We start from the raw sequence: 14,008 nt of genomic DNA on the forward strand, positions 1-14,008 counted from the left end.
TCAGGTCGCGGGCAGGGGGTCGACGGCGCACACCTCCAGCGGCTCGGGACACTGGGGCAGGGTGACGAAGTGGCGCGAGACGGGCTGCACCGCCCCGGTCACCGCGCGCAGCACCGGGATCGACAGCGTCACCGGGTGCGGGCCGACGGCGGCGCGCTGCATCGCCAGAGCGTTGACCACAGTTTCACCCACCGGCAGCACCTGGGCCGCGCCGCCCAGCAGGCCGTCCAGCCGCATCATCGCCACCGGACCGCTGTGGATGGCGATGCCCGCCTCGAAGCGCGGCAGCGCCAGGTCGGGGAACTGCTGCTGCACCCAGCCCTGCATCGCCGCGGCCGACTTGCGCAGACCAAAGGCCGCCTTGACCGCGCGCAGGCCCTGGTGGGCGGAGGTTTTGGACGTGCGGTCGGTGAACACCGCCAGCAACCCGTCGCCGACAAAGTGGGCCGAGGTGGCGCCGAACAGGTGGACCGTGTCGCCGCCACCCTCGTAGTAGCGCTTGAGCATCATGGCCAGTTGCTGCGGGTCCAGGGCGCGGGCCCACTCGCGGTCGTTGCGGATGTCGGCGAACAGCACGGTGGCCTGTGGGTGGAAGTCCTCGCGGTCGCCCTGGGCCTCGCCGGGCCACTGTTCGCTCAGCTCGTGGGCCAGCCGCAGTTCGTACTGCTCCTGCAGGGTCCAGGCCTGTTCGTCCAGGGCCTCGTTCACGGCCTCCTTCACCTGCAGCTCCAGCGCCGCGGTGCGCATGGCCTTGCGGTTGAGCTGGGCGGCCACCGCGTCGACCAGTTCGCGCGGGTGCACGGGTTTGGTCAGGTAGTCGTCGGCGCCCAGCGTCATGCCCTGGCGCATGTTGCGCCGCTCCTGCAGCGAGGTCAGCAGGATGAACGGGGTCTGCTGCAGGGCCGCGTGTTCGCGGACCGTCTTGAGCAGGTCGAAGCCGTTGACACCCGGCATGTTGATGTCGCTGACGACCAGATCCGGCCGGTACTGCCGGATCGTCATCCACGCCGACTGCCCGTTGTTGGCCGTCAGCACCTCATGCCCTTGCAGGTGCAGGGCCGCCTCGATGAGACGCATTGTTCCTGCGTCGTCTTCCGCCACCACGATCAGAGCCATTGTTTTTCTTCGTTTTTCAGGCCGCCGAAGGCCCTTTGGGGGGCGATGGTATCGGTTGATCGGACAGCGATGTGGCGCGGAGCACACGTCGCCGTGCCGCTTTCAACGGATGTCGGCGGAGAATTTCCAGTTTGTTTTCTGCCAGGCCAGCAGCTCCTCGCCGAGCAGCCAGGCCGACTGCGGGAAACGCCGGGCCCATCCCTCGGGTGTCACCAGCCGGAACGCACCGGGCTTGTAGCCCAGCTTCAGGGTCTCGTGTTCGGGCATCCGGCGCGCGTGGCACAGGATGACCGCCAGCCGCAGGCACAGCAGCTGTTTGGCGAACAGCTCGTCCTGCAGGGGTTCCTCCAGTTTGCGCAGCTTGCCGCGCTGACCCAGCACCAGCTGGCTCATGCGGTGCAGTTCGGGGAACGAGAACCCCGAGGCGTCCACGTTGTCAAGGATGTAGGCGCCGTGGTGGTAGGAGCGGTCGTGCGAAATGTGGGTGCCGATCTCGTGCAGCCGCGCCGCCCAGGCCAGCTTCTGCGAGAAGCGCTCGTTGGCCTCGCCGGCGGCGACCTGGGTGAAAAGGGCGGTGGCCACCTCGCTCACCCGCTGCGCCTGCGCGGCGTCCACCGAAAAGCGCTCGCTGAGCCAGCGCACCGTGCGCTCGCGCACGTCGCCGCCCCCGGCGTCGCGGTCGATCAGGTCGTAGAGGGCGCCGTGGCGCAGCGCGCCCTGGGCGGGAATCATCTCCTGGATACCGAACAGGTCGAACACGGCGCGCAGCACGCTCACGCCGCCACCGATCACCGGCCGGCGGTCGTCCTTCATGCCGTCCATGCGCAGCTGGTCGGCGCTCCCGGCCTTGATCAGGCGCTCGACCAGCCAGTCCAGACCGTCGCGCGTGACCACGCCGGCCGGCCAGCCGTTGGCCGCCAGCGCGTCGGCCACCGCGCCCACCGTGCCCGAGGAACCGTAGGCCACCGACCACAGCGACGGCGGAAAGCTGTCCAGCGCCTGGTCGAGCACCGCCTTGGCCGCGATCTCTGCCGTGCGGAAGGCGTCGGCGGTGAACTGGCCCTTGGGGAAGTAGCGCGCGGACCAGGCCACGCTGCCCAGCCGGTACGACTCCATCTGACGGGCGGTGTAGCCCTGGCCGATGATCAGTTCGGTGGAGCGGCCACCGATGTCCACCACCAGCCGCCGCTCGTCCGACTGCGGCAGCAGGTGGGAGACGCCCTGGTAGATCAGCCGCGCCTCCTCCTGGCCCGAGATCACCTCGATGCCGAAACCGAGGATGGCCTGCGCCTTCTGCAGGAAGTCGTCCCGGTTGCGCGCCTCGCGCAGGGTCTGGGTGGCCACCGCGCGCACCTGCTGCTTGCGAAAGCCGTGCAGGCGCTCGGCGAAGCGGGCCAGGCAGTCCCAGCCGCGCTGCATGGCCGCCGGACTGAGCATCTTGTTCTCGTCCAGACCGTTGCCCTGGCGCACGGTTTCCTTGATGTACTCGATGCGCTCGATGTGGCCCGCCTGGAGGCGCCCGATTTCGAGGCGGAAGCTGTTGGAGCCAAGGTCGATGGCGGCGAGCAGGGTACCGTTTTGCATGGGGCAGGCGCTGACGAAAGTGGGCCGATTGTGACGCATGGACCGCGCCGTCCGGCTTGAAGCCGTGGCCCGGGCTGCGTATGCTGCGCTCTTCGCACACACGCCCACAACGTCCCCGGAACTCCCCGCATGAAACCGCGCACCCGCTTCGAAACGTTCCCCGGCCGTCGCCAGTGGCTGGGTGCGGCGATGGCCGTGGTCGCTGGCGGGCTGGTGAGACCCGTCCTGGGTCAGCCGGTGTCGGCTGCCGCCGAAGAAGCCAAGGCGCCGCCGCTGCCAGCACTGGGCAGCACCCTCGCGGTGCCGCCGGTCGACCTCATTGGTGGCGGGCGTTTCGACCCCGCGCAGGCGCGCGGCAAGCCGCTGCTGGTGTACTGGTGGTCCAGCATCTGTCCCTTCTGCGCCTTGCAGAGCCCGGAGATGGACGCCTTCTGGAAGGCGCAGCAGGGGCGCGGCCTGCAGATGCTGGCCCTGTCGATCGACCGCAAGCCGGCCGATGCGGCGGAGTATCTTAAGAAAAAAGGCTACGAATTTCCGGCCGCCTGGGCCTCCCCAGCCTGGCGCCAGGCATTCCCCAAGCCCAAGGGCCTGCCGGTGACGCTGCTGGCGGGGGCGGACGGCCGCCTGCTGCTGACCGAAAAAGGCCAGATGTTCGCGGAAGACGTGCAGGACATGGCCCGCCTTTTCTGAAGGCTGTCATATGACATCGCCGTTTTGTCACAGAGCTGTCACGGTGGGTGCCTAGAGTCCCGGGTTGTGAACCTTTTCACCAACCCGTGAGGACCCGAATGATCACCAAACGCTCCCTTCTGAAGACCGTCGCCGCTGCCGCCCTGGCCACCATGGCGATTGCCCCGGCCTTTGCCGCCGACATCACCGGCGCGGGCGCCACCTTCCCGTTCCCGGTCTATGCCAAGTGGGCCGAGGCCTACAAGAAGGAAACCGGCACCGGCCTGAACTACCAGTCCATCGGTTCCTCCGGCGGCATCAAGCAGATCCGCGCCAAGACTGTGACCTTCGGTGCCACCGACGCCCCGGTCAAGGGTGAAGAGCTGGACAAGGACGGCATGATCCAGTTCCCGGCCATCATCGGCGGCACCGTGCCCGTGATCAACCTGGAAGGCTTTCAGCCCGGCGAACTGCGCGTGACCGGCCCCGTGCTGGCCGAAATGTTCATGGGCAAGATCGCCAAGTGGAACGACCCCAAGCTGGTCGCCCTGAACCCCGGCAAGAAGCTGCCGGAAGAGAACATCACCGTGGTGCACCGCGCCGACGGTTCGGGCACCACCTTCAACTGGACCGACTACCTCAGCGCCGTCAGCAAGGAGTGGGCCGATTCCGTGGGCAAGGGTGCCGCCGTCAAGTGGCCGGCCGCTTCGTCTGTCGGTGGCAAGGGCAACGAAGGCGTGGCCGCCAACGTCAACCGCATCAAGGGTGCGGTCGGCTACGTGGAATACGCCTACGTGAAGAAGAACAAGATGAACTTCATGCAGCTGCAGAACGCCAACGGCAAGTACGTCAGCCCCGACGACGCGACCTTCGCAGCCGCCGCCGCCAGCGCCGACTGGTTCAGCGTGCCGGGCATGGGCATCTCCATGGTCAACGCCAAGGGCGACAACGCCTGGCCCGTGTCCACCGCCTCGTTCATCCTGATGTACAAGAACCCGGCCGACAAGGTCGCGTCGGCCGAAGCCCTGAAGTTCTTCGACTGGGCCTTCAGCAAGGGCAAGACCCTGGCCACCGAACTGGACTATGTGCCGCTGCCCGATGCCCTGACCGCCCAGATCCGCAGCAAGGTCTGGAACCAGGTCGCCAAGTAAGACCGGCACCCGTGGCCCGGGCTCTGGTGCACACTTTGCACCGGTTCCCGGGCCTTTCAACGGTATGAAAGCACCTGAAGGGGACCCCATCATGAGCGTGGGCATCACCATGACGTCGCCATCCGAGGCTGCAGCGCCAGCCAACTCCCGCATGCTGTCGATCGCGCGCAAGCAGCGGTTGCAGGATGCCCTTTTTCACCGCATCACCCAGCTGTTCTCGCTGCTGGTGCTGTTCGCCCTGCTGGGCATCATCGTCTCGCTGTTCATCAATGCGCTGCCCGTCCTGCAGAAGTTCGGCGCCCGGTTCATCTGGTACGTCGAGTGGGACATCATCAACGAAGAATTCGGTGCCGCGATCGCCATCGTCGGCACCCTGGCCAGCGCCGGCATCGCGCTGCTGATCGCGGTGCCGCTGGCCTTCGGCATCGCGCTGTTCCTGACCGAAACCTGCCCGCCCTGGCTGCGCCGCCCGCTGGGCACGTCCATCGAGCTGCTGGCCGCCGTGCCGTCCATCATCTACGGCATGTTCGGCCTGTTCGTGTTCGCACCGCTGTTCGCCGACTACTTCCAGGTGCCGGTGCAGAAGCTCATGAGCGGCATGCCCCTGATCGGTTTCCTGTTCGGCGGCTCCACCAACGGCATGGGCATCCTGGCCGCCGGCATCGTGCTGGCCTTCATGGTGCTGCCCTTCGTGGCCGCCGTGATGCGCGACGTGTTCGAGATCGTGCCGCCCATCCTGCGCGAGTCGGCCTACGGCCTGGGTTGCACGACCTGGGAAGTGGTGCGGCGCGTGGTGCTGCCGTACACCCAGAAGGGCGTGATCGGTGGCGTGATGCTGGGTCTGGGTCGTGCGCTGGGCGAGACCATGGCCGTCACCTTCGTGATCGGCAACGCCAACCGCATGCCCACCTCGCTGTTCTCGCCGGGCACCTCGATCGCCTCGACCCTGGCCAACGAATTCGGCGAAGCCGCCGACTTCCACATCTCGGCCCTGTTCGCGCTGGGCTTCCTGCTGTTTGTCATCACCTTCATCGTGCTGGCGCTGGCCAAGTGGATGATCGTGCGCGCCGAGAAGGCCAAGGGGCTGTGACATGAACGACTTCAACCAATCCCTCTATCAGCGCCGCAAGCTCTCCAACGCCGTCGGGTTGACCCTGTCCATGGGCTCCATGGTGCTGGGCCTGGCGGTGCTGCTGTGGATCCTGTACGTGCTGCTGTCCAACGGCCTGGCTGCGCTGGACCTGAACATGTTCACCCAGGACACGCCGGCGCCGGGTTCGGAAGGCGGCGGCCTGCGCAACGCCATCGTCGGCAGCCTGCTGATGGTGGGCGCCACCGTGCTGTTCGCCACGCCCATCGGCATCTTTGCCGGCGTCTACCTGGCGGAATACGGCGACACCAGCAAGACGGCCGAACTGACCCGATTCGTCACCGACATCATGCTCTCGGCCCCCTCCATCGTGCTGGGCCTGTTCGTGTACGCCATCGCGGTGGCCACGGTCGGCGGTTTCTCCGGCTGGGCCGGCACGCTGGCGCTGTCGCTGATCGCGGTGCCCGTGATCGTGCGCACCACCGAGAACATGCTGCGACTGGTGCCGGGCAGCCTGCGCGAGGCGGCGTTCGCCCTGGGTGCGCCGCGCTGGAAGGTGGCCTCCATGGTCACGCTGCGCGCCGCCAAGAGCGGCGTGATGACCGGCCTGCTGCTGGCCGTGGCCCGCATCAGCGGCGAGACCGCGCCGCTGCTGTTCACCGCGCTGAACAACCAGTTCTTCAACGCCGACATGAGCAAGCCCATGGCCAACCTGCCGGTCGTGATCTTCCAGTTCGCCATGAGCCCTTACGACAACTGGATCCGTCTGGCCTGGGGCGGTGCGCTGCTGATCACCCTGGCCGTGCTCATCCTGAACATCGTTGCCCGCGTCTTCTTCCGGAACAAGACTCCTGCCTGAGCCAGGCGCCACCCACACGGAAATCACCCACATGACCGCCACCGCCATCGCTCCCGCCGCCGTCGAACAGCGCAACGCGCTCGAGGTGCGCAATCTCAACTTCTTCTACGGCAAGTTCCAGGGTCTGAAGAACGTGACCATGAACATCGCCGAGAAGAAGGTCACTGCCTTCATCGGCCCGTCGGGCTGCGGCAAGTCCACGCTGCTGCGCACGCTCAACCGCATGTACAGCCTCTACCCCGGCCAGCGCGCCGAAGGCCAGATCAACTTCTACGGCGACAACATCCTCGACCCGAAGCAGGATCTGAACCTGCTGCGTGCGCGCATCGGCATGGTGTTCCAGAAGCCGACGCCGTTCCCGATGTCGATCTACGACAACATCGCCTTCGGTGTGCGCCTCTACGAAAGCCTCTCGAACAGCGAGATGGACGACCGCGTGGAGTGGGCCCTGAGCAAGGCCGCGCTGTGGAACGAGGTGAAGGACAAGCTGCACCAGAGCGGCCTGTCGCTCTCCGGCGGTCAGCAGCAGCGCCTGTGCATCGCCCGCAGCGTGGCGGTCAAGCCCTCGGTGCTGCTGCTGGACGAGCCGACCTCGGCGCTGGACCCGATCTCCACCGGCAAGGTGGAAGAGCTGGTGCACGAGCTCAAGAAGGACTACACGATTGCCATCGTCACGCACAACATGCAGCAGGCCGCACGCTGCAGCGACTTCACGGCCTACATGTACCTGGGCGAGCTGATCGAGTTCGGCTCCACCGAGCAGATCTTCTTCAAGCCCACGCGCACCGAGACCGAGGACTACATCACCGGCCGCTTCGGCTGATCAGGGAGACCACCATGGGTGACAAACACATTTCCAGCCAGTTCGACGCCGAGCTCAATTCCATTTCCACCCACGTGCTGGAGATGGGCGGGCTGGTCGAATCGCAGCTGCACCAGGCGGTCTACGCCCTGGTCCATCTGAGCCAGGAGACGGCCGAGCAGGTGATCGAGACCGAGAACCGGATCAACCAGATGGAGATGAACATCGACCACGAGATCATCTCCACCATCGGCCGCCGCCAGCCCACCGCGCGCGACCTGCGCTTCCTGATGGCCATCTCGCGCACCACCCAGAACCTGGAGCGCGCCGGCGACGAGATCGCCCGCGTGGCCCGCATGGTGAAGTCGATCATCGAAAGCGGCTCGCCGCGCTCGCTGCCGATTTCCGAGCTGCGCCTGGCCGCCGACCTGGCCGCCGGCATGCTGCGCAAGACGCTGGATTCGTTCGCGCGGCTGGACACCAACATGGCGCTGGCCATCATCAAGGAAGACGACGCCATCGATGGCGAGTACAACGGCTTCCTGCGCAAGCTCATCACGTACATGATGGAAGACCCGCGCACCATCTCGCCGAGCCTGGACCTGCTGTTCCTGGCCAAGTCGCTGGAACGCGTGGGCGACCACGCCAAGAACATCGCCGAGCAGATCATCTTCGTGGTCAAGGGCGAGGATGTGCGCCACAGCTCGATGGACAAAGTGCAATCGGTGGTCGGATGAAAAAACTTCCCCGCGTGCTGGTGGTCGAGGATGAGCCGGCGATTGCCGAGCTGATCGCGGTCAACCTGCGCCACAACGGTTTTGCACCCACGGTGGTGTTCGACGGTGAGTCGGCTCGCCGCGAGATCGATGCGGTTCTGCCCGACGTGATCCTGCTCGACTGGATGCTGCCCGGCGAGAGCGGCGCTGCCCTGGCCCGCACCTGGCGCCGCCAGGAGCGCACCAAGACCGTGCCCATCCTGATGCTGACGGCCCGCAGCGACGAGTCGGACAAGGTGCAGGGCCTGGACGCCGGTGCCGACGACTACATCACCAAGCCGTTTTCCACCCAGGAACTGCTGGCACGCATCCGCGCCGTGCTGCGCCGCCGCGCGCCCGAGATCGTCAACGACTCGGTGCAGGTGGGCGAGCTGACGCTGGACGCGGCCACCTACCGCGTGAGCTTCCGTGAGGCTGAGCTCAAGCTCGGACCGACCGAATTCAAGCTGCTGCACTACCTGATGAAGCACCCTGAGCGCGTGCACACGCGTGGTACCCTGCTCGACAAGATATGGGGCGACCATGTCTTCATCGAGGAGCGCACCGTGGACGTACACGTCAAGCGGTTGAGGGAATCCCTGGGCGACGCCGCCGGCATGGTGGAAACGGTGCGCGGCGCGGGCTACCGCCTCACGTCCCGCGTGGCTGTCGGGCAGGGAAGCGGCGACAGCGCAGCATGATCGGGCGGGCGTTTGGGCTGATGCTGCTGGTGGCAGCGGCTGGCGCGTGGGGCTGGACCAGAGGCTCGGTGACCTGGACGCTGGCGGGGGCGGGCCTGGGGGCCATGCTCTGGCTGGCCTGGGACAGCGTGCGTGCTGCGCAGCTGCTGCGCTGGCTGAGCCGGGCCGACGACATTCACATCCCCAGACTCTCCGGGCTCTGGGGTGAACTGCTGGAGCGCACGCGCAAGCGGTTCCGCGCCCTCGAACAGAAGGCCCATGGCAGCGACGAGCGGCTGGAGGATTTTCTGGCCGCGATCCAGGCCTCACCCAACGGCGTCGTGCTGCTCGACAGCATGGCGCGCATCGAGTGGTGCAACCTGACGGCGGCGCAGCACCTGGGCATCGATCCGCAGCGAGACATCGGGCAGTACGTGCGCAACCTCGTGCGGCATCCGAGCTTCAACGCCTACATGGACGCAGGTAACTTCGTTGCCGAGATCGAGGTCGATGGTCCCGGCCAGCGTCCGACCCAGCCCAGAAAGATCTCGCTGCAGATCCACCCCTATGGTGACCAGCGGCAGTTGATGCTCACGCGCGATGTCACGGCGGTGCAGCTGGCCGACTCGATGCGCCGGGATTTTGTGGCCAACGTCTCGCATGAAATCCGCACGCCTCTGACGGTGCTCAGCGGCTTTGTGGAGACCATGCAGAGCCTGCCGCTGGAGGAGGCCGACCGCCAGCGCTTCCTGGGGCTCATGGGCCAGCAGGCCCAGCGCATGCAGACGCTGGTGAGCGACTTGCTGACGCTGTCCCGCCTGGAAGGCAGTCCCGTGCCAGGCACCGGTGAGTGGGTCGATGTTTCCGAGCTGCTGCGCCAGGCGGTGCTGGAGGCGCAGGGCTTGTCCGCCGTGATCGCCGATCCGGTGCATCAGATCGAGGTGGTGCCCGGGTCGGAGCTGCAGGTCGCCGGTAGCCGCAACGAACTGCTCAGCGCCATGTCCAACCTCCTGAGCAATGCGGTCCGCTACACCCCCGCGGGTGGCAGCATCCGGGCCGGCTGGCGCCTTGTCGATGAGGGGGCGGGGGAGTTCTTTGTGGAAGACACGGGACCGGGGATCGAGGCCGAGCACCTGCCACGCCTCACCGAGCGCTTCTACCGCGTGGACCGCAGCCGTTCGCGCGAGACCGGTGGCACAGGTCTGGGGCTGGCCATCGTCAAACATGTGGCGCAGCGCCACGGTGGTCAGGTGGTGGTGCACAGCACGGTCGGGCGCGGCTCCACCTTCATCATCTCGCTGCCGGCCACGCGTGTGCGCGCGACCGGCGCCTAGCGAGCCGGGCCGCCGACCCGCTGGTAGATCAGCAGCCGTTCGCGGTCGTTGAGGCGCCGCACCGTGGCCTTGTAGGCCCATTCGGTCAGCGCCACCCGCTCGTCCAGCGTCGGCTGGGTGTCCGGGTTCACCACCATGATGCGGCAGCCGTCTGCGGCCCCGTCACCGGTGCGGCGCAAGCTGAGCCCACCCTGGAACTGCAGCGACGCGATCTGCGCCTGGCCAAGCCCGTCCACAAGCACGCAGGGTGAGCCAGGCGGCACCAGCGTGGCGATGCGGCGCGCCACCGGCCCATAGCTGCGGCCATAGTCCAACAGCGGCAGCCACAGCGTCATGAGCAGCAGCCAGCAGAGGGTGGCGCCAGCGGCCGGCAGCACCAGGCTCTTCCAGATGGCCTGCCGATGGCGTCCCACGCGCCAGGCCACCAGCCAGCCCCAGGCGATGGTGGCCAGCAGCGCGGGCAGCAGGAGCAGCCAGGAGAACTCGGGATTGAACCCGGGGGCCAGCTTGGCGACGTTGGCGGCGGGTTTGGCTGGGACGCCGGTCTGCATGGCGAGCCAGATGACCCAGATCACCAGAGCGCATCCGCTGAAAAACACCAGCGTGAACCAATCGATCAGGGCGGACACGCTGCGCCGGAGCGTGGGCAGCGCGAACGCGGCCAGGACAGCCATGGCCGGCAGGGCCAGCAGCAGCGAACGGTCGAAATCCGGGTTGATCGCGCTGTTGACAACACTCACCAGTGCGGCCCACAACGGAAGCGCCACATGTGGGCTGCGCAGCTGGTGGCGCCAGCGCCAGAGCGTCCAGAGCGCCAGAGGCCAGGCGGGCCAGGTGAACCACACCAGCAGCTTGCCCCAGCGCTTCCAGTCTGCCATGGAAGCGGGCAGCGACAGCGCCTGGGGCCAGTGGATCTGCTCAGTGATCGAAGCAAGCAAGGCGGCCAGTGCCAGCAGTCCCACCACCCAACTCAGCTCCTGCGGCGCTGCCGCACCCTGAGCCGACCGGCTGGTCCATACCAGCAACAGCAGACCGGTGCCCAGGGCCAGCGCAATCCAGGGCGCGCCGCTGAGCACCAGGCCCAGCGTGGCCGCACCCCACAGGGCCACGGCTTTCCATTGGTGGCGGGTGAGCGGCAGCGCCATGCGCGTGGCCGCCATCAGCACCGCGCTGACCATGGCCAGCCGCGCCAGGTCCGGCGTGGTTTCATGCGACATCTGGGCTAGGCCCAGGCAGGCCACCAGTGCCAGCAGCGCCGCGTCTGCCATCGCGCGCGCATAGTCGATCGGGTCCGCCTCGCCACCGAAGGCAAAGGCCACGGGTTGCGCGCTGGCCTGGCGCGCGAGGTGGTAGGTCGCGTACCAGGTGCAGACCAGGGTGAGCGCGAGCATCATGCCGAACGGCACCCGGACGGCGAGGTCGGGCGGCAGAAACGGCAAAAACCGGATGGCCAGTGCTCCCAGCCAGTAAGGAAGAGGGCCCACCATCTCGGCGGGCTGTCCCAGCACCTGGGGCTGCCACCAGCCGCTGCTGCCCCGGGCCATTTCCATCATGGCGCCGAAGGCGGCCACGTCCAGGTTTTTCCAGGGCTCCCGCCCCAGAAATCCGGGCAGCACATAGGCCAGACCCAGCAGCAGCAGGGCAAGCCTTGGCAGACGGCGCACAGCCGACTGGGTCACGATGGCGGGGGTGGCAAGACTCACGGCGGGGAATATACAGGGGTACGCGGGGCACGCAGGGCGAAAAAAAAAGCAGCCGGGAGATCGGCTGCTTTCTTTCCCGGGCGCAGGCCCGCAGGGTCGATCGGTCCGATTACTTCTTGCCGAAGCGATTGCGGAACTTCTCGACGCGGCCACCCATGTTGTCCACCGACTTCTGGGTACCGGTGTAGAAGGGGTGCGACTCGCTGGAGGTATCAAGTTTGTAGAGCGGCAGCTCGCGGCCGTCTTCCATCTTGATGGTTTCCTTGGTGTTCGCGCAGGAACGCGTCACGAACTTGAAGTTGTTAGACAGGTCCACGAAGCAGACTTCGCGGTAGTTGGGGTGAATGCCTTCTTTCATGGCGATTCCTTGGGTCAGGTGCGGCAGCCGCGGGAGAACCGTTCTCTCGTACTTGTCGCAAGTTGCAAAGCCTTGAATTATATGATGTTTGCTGCGGTATTAACCGCCGCGGCGCATCATGTCGAAGAACTCGGAGTTGTTCTTCGTCGCCTTCATGCTCTTGAGCACCATCTCCATGGCCTCAATCTCGTCCATGTTGTACATGAACTGGCGCAGGATGCGGGTCTTCTGCAGGATCTCGGGTGCCAGCAGCAGTTCTTCGCGGCGGGTGCCGCTGCGGTTGAGCTGGATCGAGGGGAAGACGCGCTTTTCGTACAGGCGGCGGTCGAGGTGGATTTCGCTGTTGCCGGTGCCCTTGAATTCTTCAAAGATCACCTCGTCCATGCGGCTGCCGGTATCGACCAGGGCGGTGGCGATGATGGTCAGCGAACCGCCTTCTTCCACGTTGCGCGCGGCACCGAAGAAGCGCTTGGGACGCTGCAGGGCGTTGGCGTCCACGCCGCCGGTCAGCACCTTGCCAGAGCTGGGCAGCACGTTGTTGTAGGCGCGGGCCAGGCGGGTGATGGAGTCCAGCAGGATCACCACGTCCTTCTTGAGTTCGACCAAGCGCTTGGCGCGCTCAATGACCATCTCGGCCACATGCACGTGGCGGGCGGCCGGCTCGTCGAAGGTGGAAGCGATCACGTCGCCGCGCACCGTGCGCTGCATTTCGGTCACTTCTTCCGGGCGCTCGTCCACCAGCAGCACCATCAGTTCCACCTCGGGGTGGTTGGCAGTGATGGCGTGGCAGATGTGCTGCATCATCACCGTCTTGCCGCTCTTGGGCGGTGCGACGATCAGGGCGCGCTGACCCTTGCCGATGGGCGAGATGATGTCGATGACGCGGCCGGTGATGTTCTCGTCGGTCTTGATGTCACGCTCCAGGCGCATCTGCTGCTTGGGGAACAGCGGCGTCAGGTTCTCGAACATCACCTTGTGCTTGTTCGCCTCGGGCGGCAGGCCGTTGATGGCATCCAGCTTGTTCAGCGCGAAGTAGCGCTCGCCGTCCTTGGGAATGCGGACCTCGCCCTCGATCATGTCACCTGTGTGTAGGTTGAAGCGGCGGATCTGGCTGGGGGAGATGTAGATGTCGTCGGTGGACGCCGTGAAGCTGGTGTCCATGTTGCGCAGGAAGCCGAAGCCGTCGGGCAGCACTTCCAGCACGCCGTCCGCGTTCACCTGTTCGCCGGCCTTGGCGCGCTTCTTGATGATGGCGAACATCAGCTCCTGCTTGCGCATGCGGCCGGTGTTTTCGATCTCAAGCGCTTCGGCCTGCTTGAGGACTTCAGACACGTGCAGTGCCTTGAGTTCGTTAAGGTGCATGGAAATCGCTCCGGAAGGGAGTCTTGTCAGAACCGGGGAGGGGGCGCTGATGTCCGGATGGCGGACTGGCGCTGTCAGGAGGGGCTGGGCGTTGGTGGGCCAGCTGACGCGAGAATTATGACAGGAAAAAACCGGCCACCGGAGCCGACCCCAGGCCTTGCACCCGGAGCACCGGTGGCCGGCGCCGGGCCGGTCAGGCCAGTTGCTGGTCGATGAATGCCGTCAGCTGGGCCTTGCTCATGGCGCCCACCTTGGTGGCAGCCAGCTGGCCGTCCTTGAACAGCATCAGCGTGGGGATGCCACGGATGCCGAACTTGGCGGGGATGTCACGGTTTTCGTCGACATTGACCTTGGCGATCTTGAGCTTGCCGTTGTAGGAGCCGGCCACTTCGTCCAGGATCGGCGCGATCATCTTGCAGGGGCCGCACCATTCGGCCCAGAAGTCGACCAGCACAGGGGCTTTGGCGTCGAGCACATCGGCCTGAAAGGTTGCATCGGAAACGTGGGTGATCAGCTCACTGGCCATGGTTCATCCTGAAGAACGT

At 66.3% G+C, this 14,008-nt stretch carries 14 protein-coding genes; 8 read left to right on the forward strand and 6 right to left on the reverse strand.

Features of this window, described 5'->3' with window-relative positions:
* Entirely contained in the window at window positions 1-1,116 is a 1,116-nt protein-coding gene (locus tag DD542_RS21530; protein WP_127807022.1) for a response regulator, read from the reverse strand.
* A gap of 102 nt (window positions 1,117-1,218) precedes the next feature.
* Entirely contained in the window at window positions 1,219-2,700 is a 1,482-nt protein-coding gene (ppx, locus tag DD542_RS21535; RefSeq protein WP_127807023.1) for an exopolyphosphatase, read from the reverse strand.
* 129 nt (window positions 2,701-2,829) lie between these two features.
* Between ppx and DD542_RS21540 the strand changes: the two genes are divergently transcribed.
* The 8 genes from DD542_RS21540 (at window position 2,830) to phoR (ending at window position 10,040) form a co-directional block, all read left to right on the forward strand.
* On the forward strand, window positions 2,830-3,390 hold the full coding sequence (locus DD542_RS21540; protein ID WP_241559620.1) for a TlpA disulfide reductase family protein: 561 nt from the start codon (window positions 2,830-2,832) through the stop codon (window positions 3,388-3,390).
* A gap of 98 nt (window positions 3,391-3,488) precedes the next feature.
* The gene (gene pstS / locus DD542_RS21545) at window positions 3,489-4,520 is read left to right on the forward strand and encodes a phosphate ABC transporter substrate-binding protein PstS (RefSeq protein ID WP_066151313.1); all 1,032 of its coding nucleotides are present in this window, start codon (window positions 3,489-3,491) and stop codon (window positions 4,518-4,520) included.
* Between the two features lie 91 nt (window positions 4,521-4,611).
* Window positions 4,612-5,610 (forward strand): phosphate ABC transporter permease subunit PstC, encoded by a 999-nt coding sequence (gene pstC, locus DD542_RS21550; RefSeq protein ID WP_079365729.1) that lies wholly within the window; start codon window positions 4,612-4,614, stop codon window positions 5,608-5,610.
* A 1-nt stretch (window position 5,611) separates the two neighbouring features.
* Window positions 5,612-6,469 carry a phosphate ABC transporter permease PstA gene (gene pstA, locus DD542_RS21555; protein ID WP_079365730.1) on the forward strand — a complete coding sequence of 286 codons (858 nt, stop codon included), beginning with the start codon at window positions 5,612-5,614 and terminating at the stop codon, window positions 6,467-6,469.
* Window positions 6,470-6,500: 31 nt separating this feature from the next.
* A complete protein-coding gene (gene pstB / locus DD542_RS21560; RefSeq protein ID WP_066151309.1) occupies window positions 6,501-7,292 on the forward strand; it encodes a phosphate ABC transporter ATP-binding protein PstB in 792 nt (263 codons plus the stop codon).
* Window positions 7,293-7,306: 14 nt separating this feature from the next.
* Complete coding sequence (gene phoU, locus DD542_RS21565; RefSeq protein ID WP_066151307.1) at window positions 7,307-8,008, forward strand: phosphate signaling complex protein PhoU; 702 nt, start codon at window positions 7,307-7,309, stop codon at window positions 8,006-8,008.
* Window positions 8,005-8,727: a phosphate regulon transcriptional regulator PhoB gene (phoB, locus tag DD542_RS21570; RefSeq protein WP_127807024.1), complete on the forward strand. Its 723-nt coding sequence runs from the start codon at window positions 8,005-8,007 to the stop codon at window positions 8,725-8,727. Before phoU ends, phoB begins: the two co-directional genes overlap by 4 nt.
* Window positions 8,724-10,040, forward strand: coding sequence for a phosphate regulon sensor histidine kinase PhoR (gene phoR / locus DD542_RS21575; RefSeq protein ID WP_241559621.1), 1,317 nt, complete (start codon window positions 8,724-8,726; stop codon window positions 10,038-10,040). The genes phoB and phoR overlap by 4 nt, the downstream gene beginning before the upstream one ends.
* On the opposite strand, the gene DD542_RS21580 is transcribed toward phoR, so the two are convergent.
* From DD542_RS21580 to trxA, 4 genes are all read right to left on the reverse strand, one after another.
* Window positions 10,037-11,743 (reverse strand): hypothetical protein, encoded by a 1,707-nt coding sequence (locus DD542_RS21580; protein ID WP_127807025.1) that lies wholly within the window; start codon window positions 11,741-11,743, stop codon window positions 10,037-10,039. The genes phoR and DD542_RS21580 overlap by 4 nt on opposite strands.
* 109 nt (window positions 11,744-11,852) lie before the next feature.
* A complete protein-coding gene (locus DD542_RS21585; RefSeq protein ID WP_066151302.1) occupies window positions 11,853-12,101 on the reverse strand; it encodes a type B 50S ribosomal protein L31 in 249 nt (82 codons plus the stop codon).
* 99 nt (window positions 12,102-12,200) lie between these two features.
* Complete coding sequence (gene rho / locus DD542_RS21590; RefSeq protein WP_066151301.1) at window positions 12,201-13,463, reverse strand: transcription termination factor Rho; 1,263 nt, start codon at window positions 13,461-13,463, stop codon at window positions 12,201-12,203.
* 193 nt (window positions 13,464-13,656) lie between these two features.
* A complete protein-coding gene (gene trxA / locus DD542_RS21595; RefSeq protein ID WP_066151299.1) occupies window positions 13,657-13,989 on the reverse strand; it encodes a thioredoxin TrxA in 333 nt (110 codons plus the stop codon).
* Between the last annotated feature and the right edge of the window lie 19 nt (window positions 13,990-14,008).

Source organism: Hydrogenophaga sp. NH-16 (genome assembly GCF_004006415.1).
Classification (GTDB): domain Bacteria; phylum Pseudomonadota; class Gammaproteobacteria; order Burkholderiales; family Burkholderiaceae_C; genus Hydrogenophaga; species Hydrogenophaga pseudoflava.

Coding starts and splice junctions, on each gene's coding strand:
- ppx (WP_127807023.1), bottom strand. CDS start 2,700: ATGCAAAACGGTACCCTGCTCGCCGCCATCGACCTTGGCTCCAACAGC.
- pstC (WP_079365729.1), top strand. CDS start 4,612: ATGAGCGTGGGCATCACCATGACGTCGCCATCCGAGGCTGCAGCGCCA.
- pstA (WP_079365730.1), top strand. CDS start 5,612: ATGAACGACTTCAACCAATCCCTCTATCAGCGCCGCAAGCTCTCCAAC.
- DD542_RS21540 (WP_241559620.1), top strand. CDS start 2,830: ATGAAACCGCGCACCCGCTTCGAAACGTTCCCCGGCCGTCGCCAGTGG.
- phoB (WP_127807024.1), top strand. CDS start 8,005: ATGAAAAAACTTCCCCGCGTGCTGGTGGTCGAGGATGAGCCGGCGATT.
- phoU (WP_066151307.1), top strand. CDS start 7,307: ATGGGTGACAAACACATTTCCAGCCAGTTCGACGCCGAGCTCAATTCC.
- DD542_RS21585 (WP_066151302.1), bottom strand. CDS start 12,101: ATGAAAGAAGGCATTCACCCCAACTACCGCGAAGTCTGCTTCGTGGAC.
- pstB (WP_066151309.1), top strand. CDS start 6,501: ATGACCGCCACCGCCATCGCTCCCGCCGCCGTCGAACAGCGCAACGCG.
- rho (WP_066151301.1), bottom strand. CDS start 13,463: ATGCACCTTAACGAACTCAAGGCACTGCACGTGTCTGAAGTCCTCAAG.
- trxA (WP_066151299.1), bottom strand. CDS start 13,989: ATGGCCAGTGAGCTGATCACCCACGTTTCCGATGCAACCTTTCAGGCC.
- phoR (WP_241559621.1), top strand. CDS start 8,724: ATGATCGGGCGGGCGTTTGGGCTGATGCTGCTGGTGGCAGCGGCTGGC.
- pstS (WP_066151313.1), top strand. CDS start 3,489: ATGATCACCAAACGCTCCCTTCTGAAGACCGTCGCCGCTGCCGCCCTG.
- DD542_RS21530 (WP_127807022.1), bottom strand. CDS start 1,116: ATGGCTCTGATCGTGGTGGCGGAAGACGACGCAGGAACAATGCGTCTC.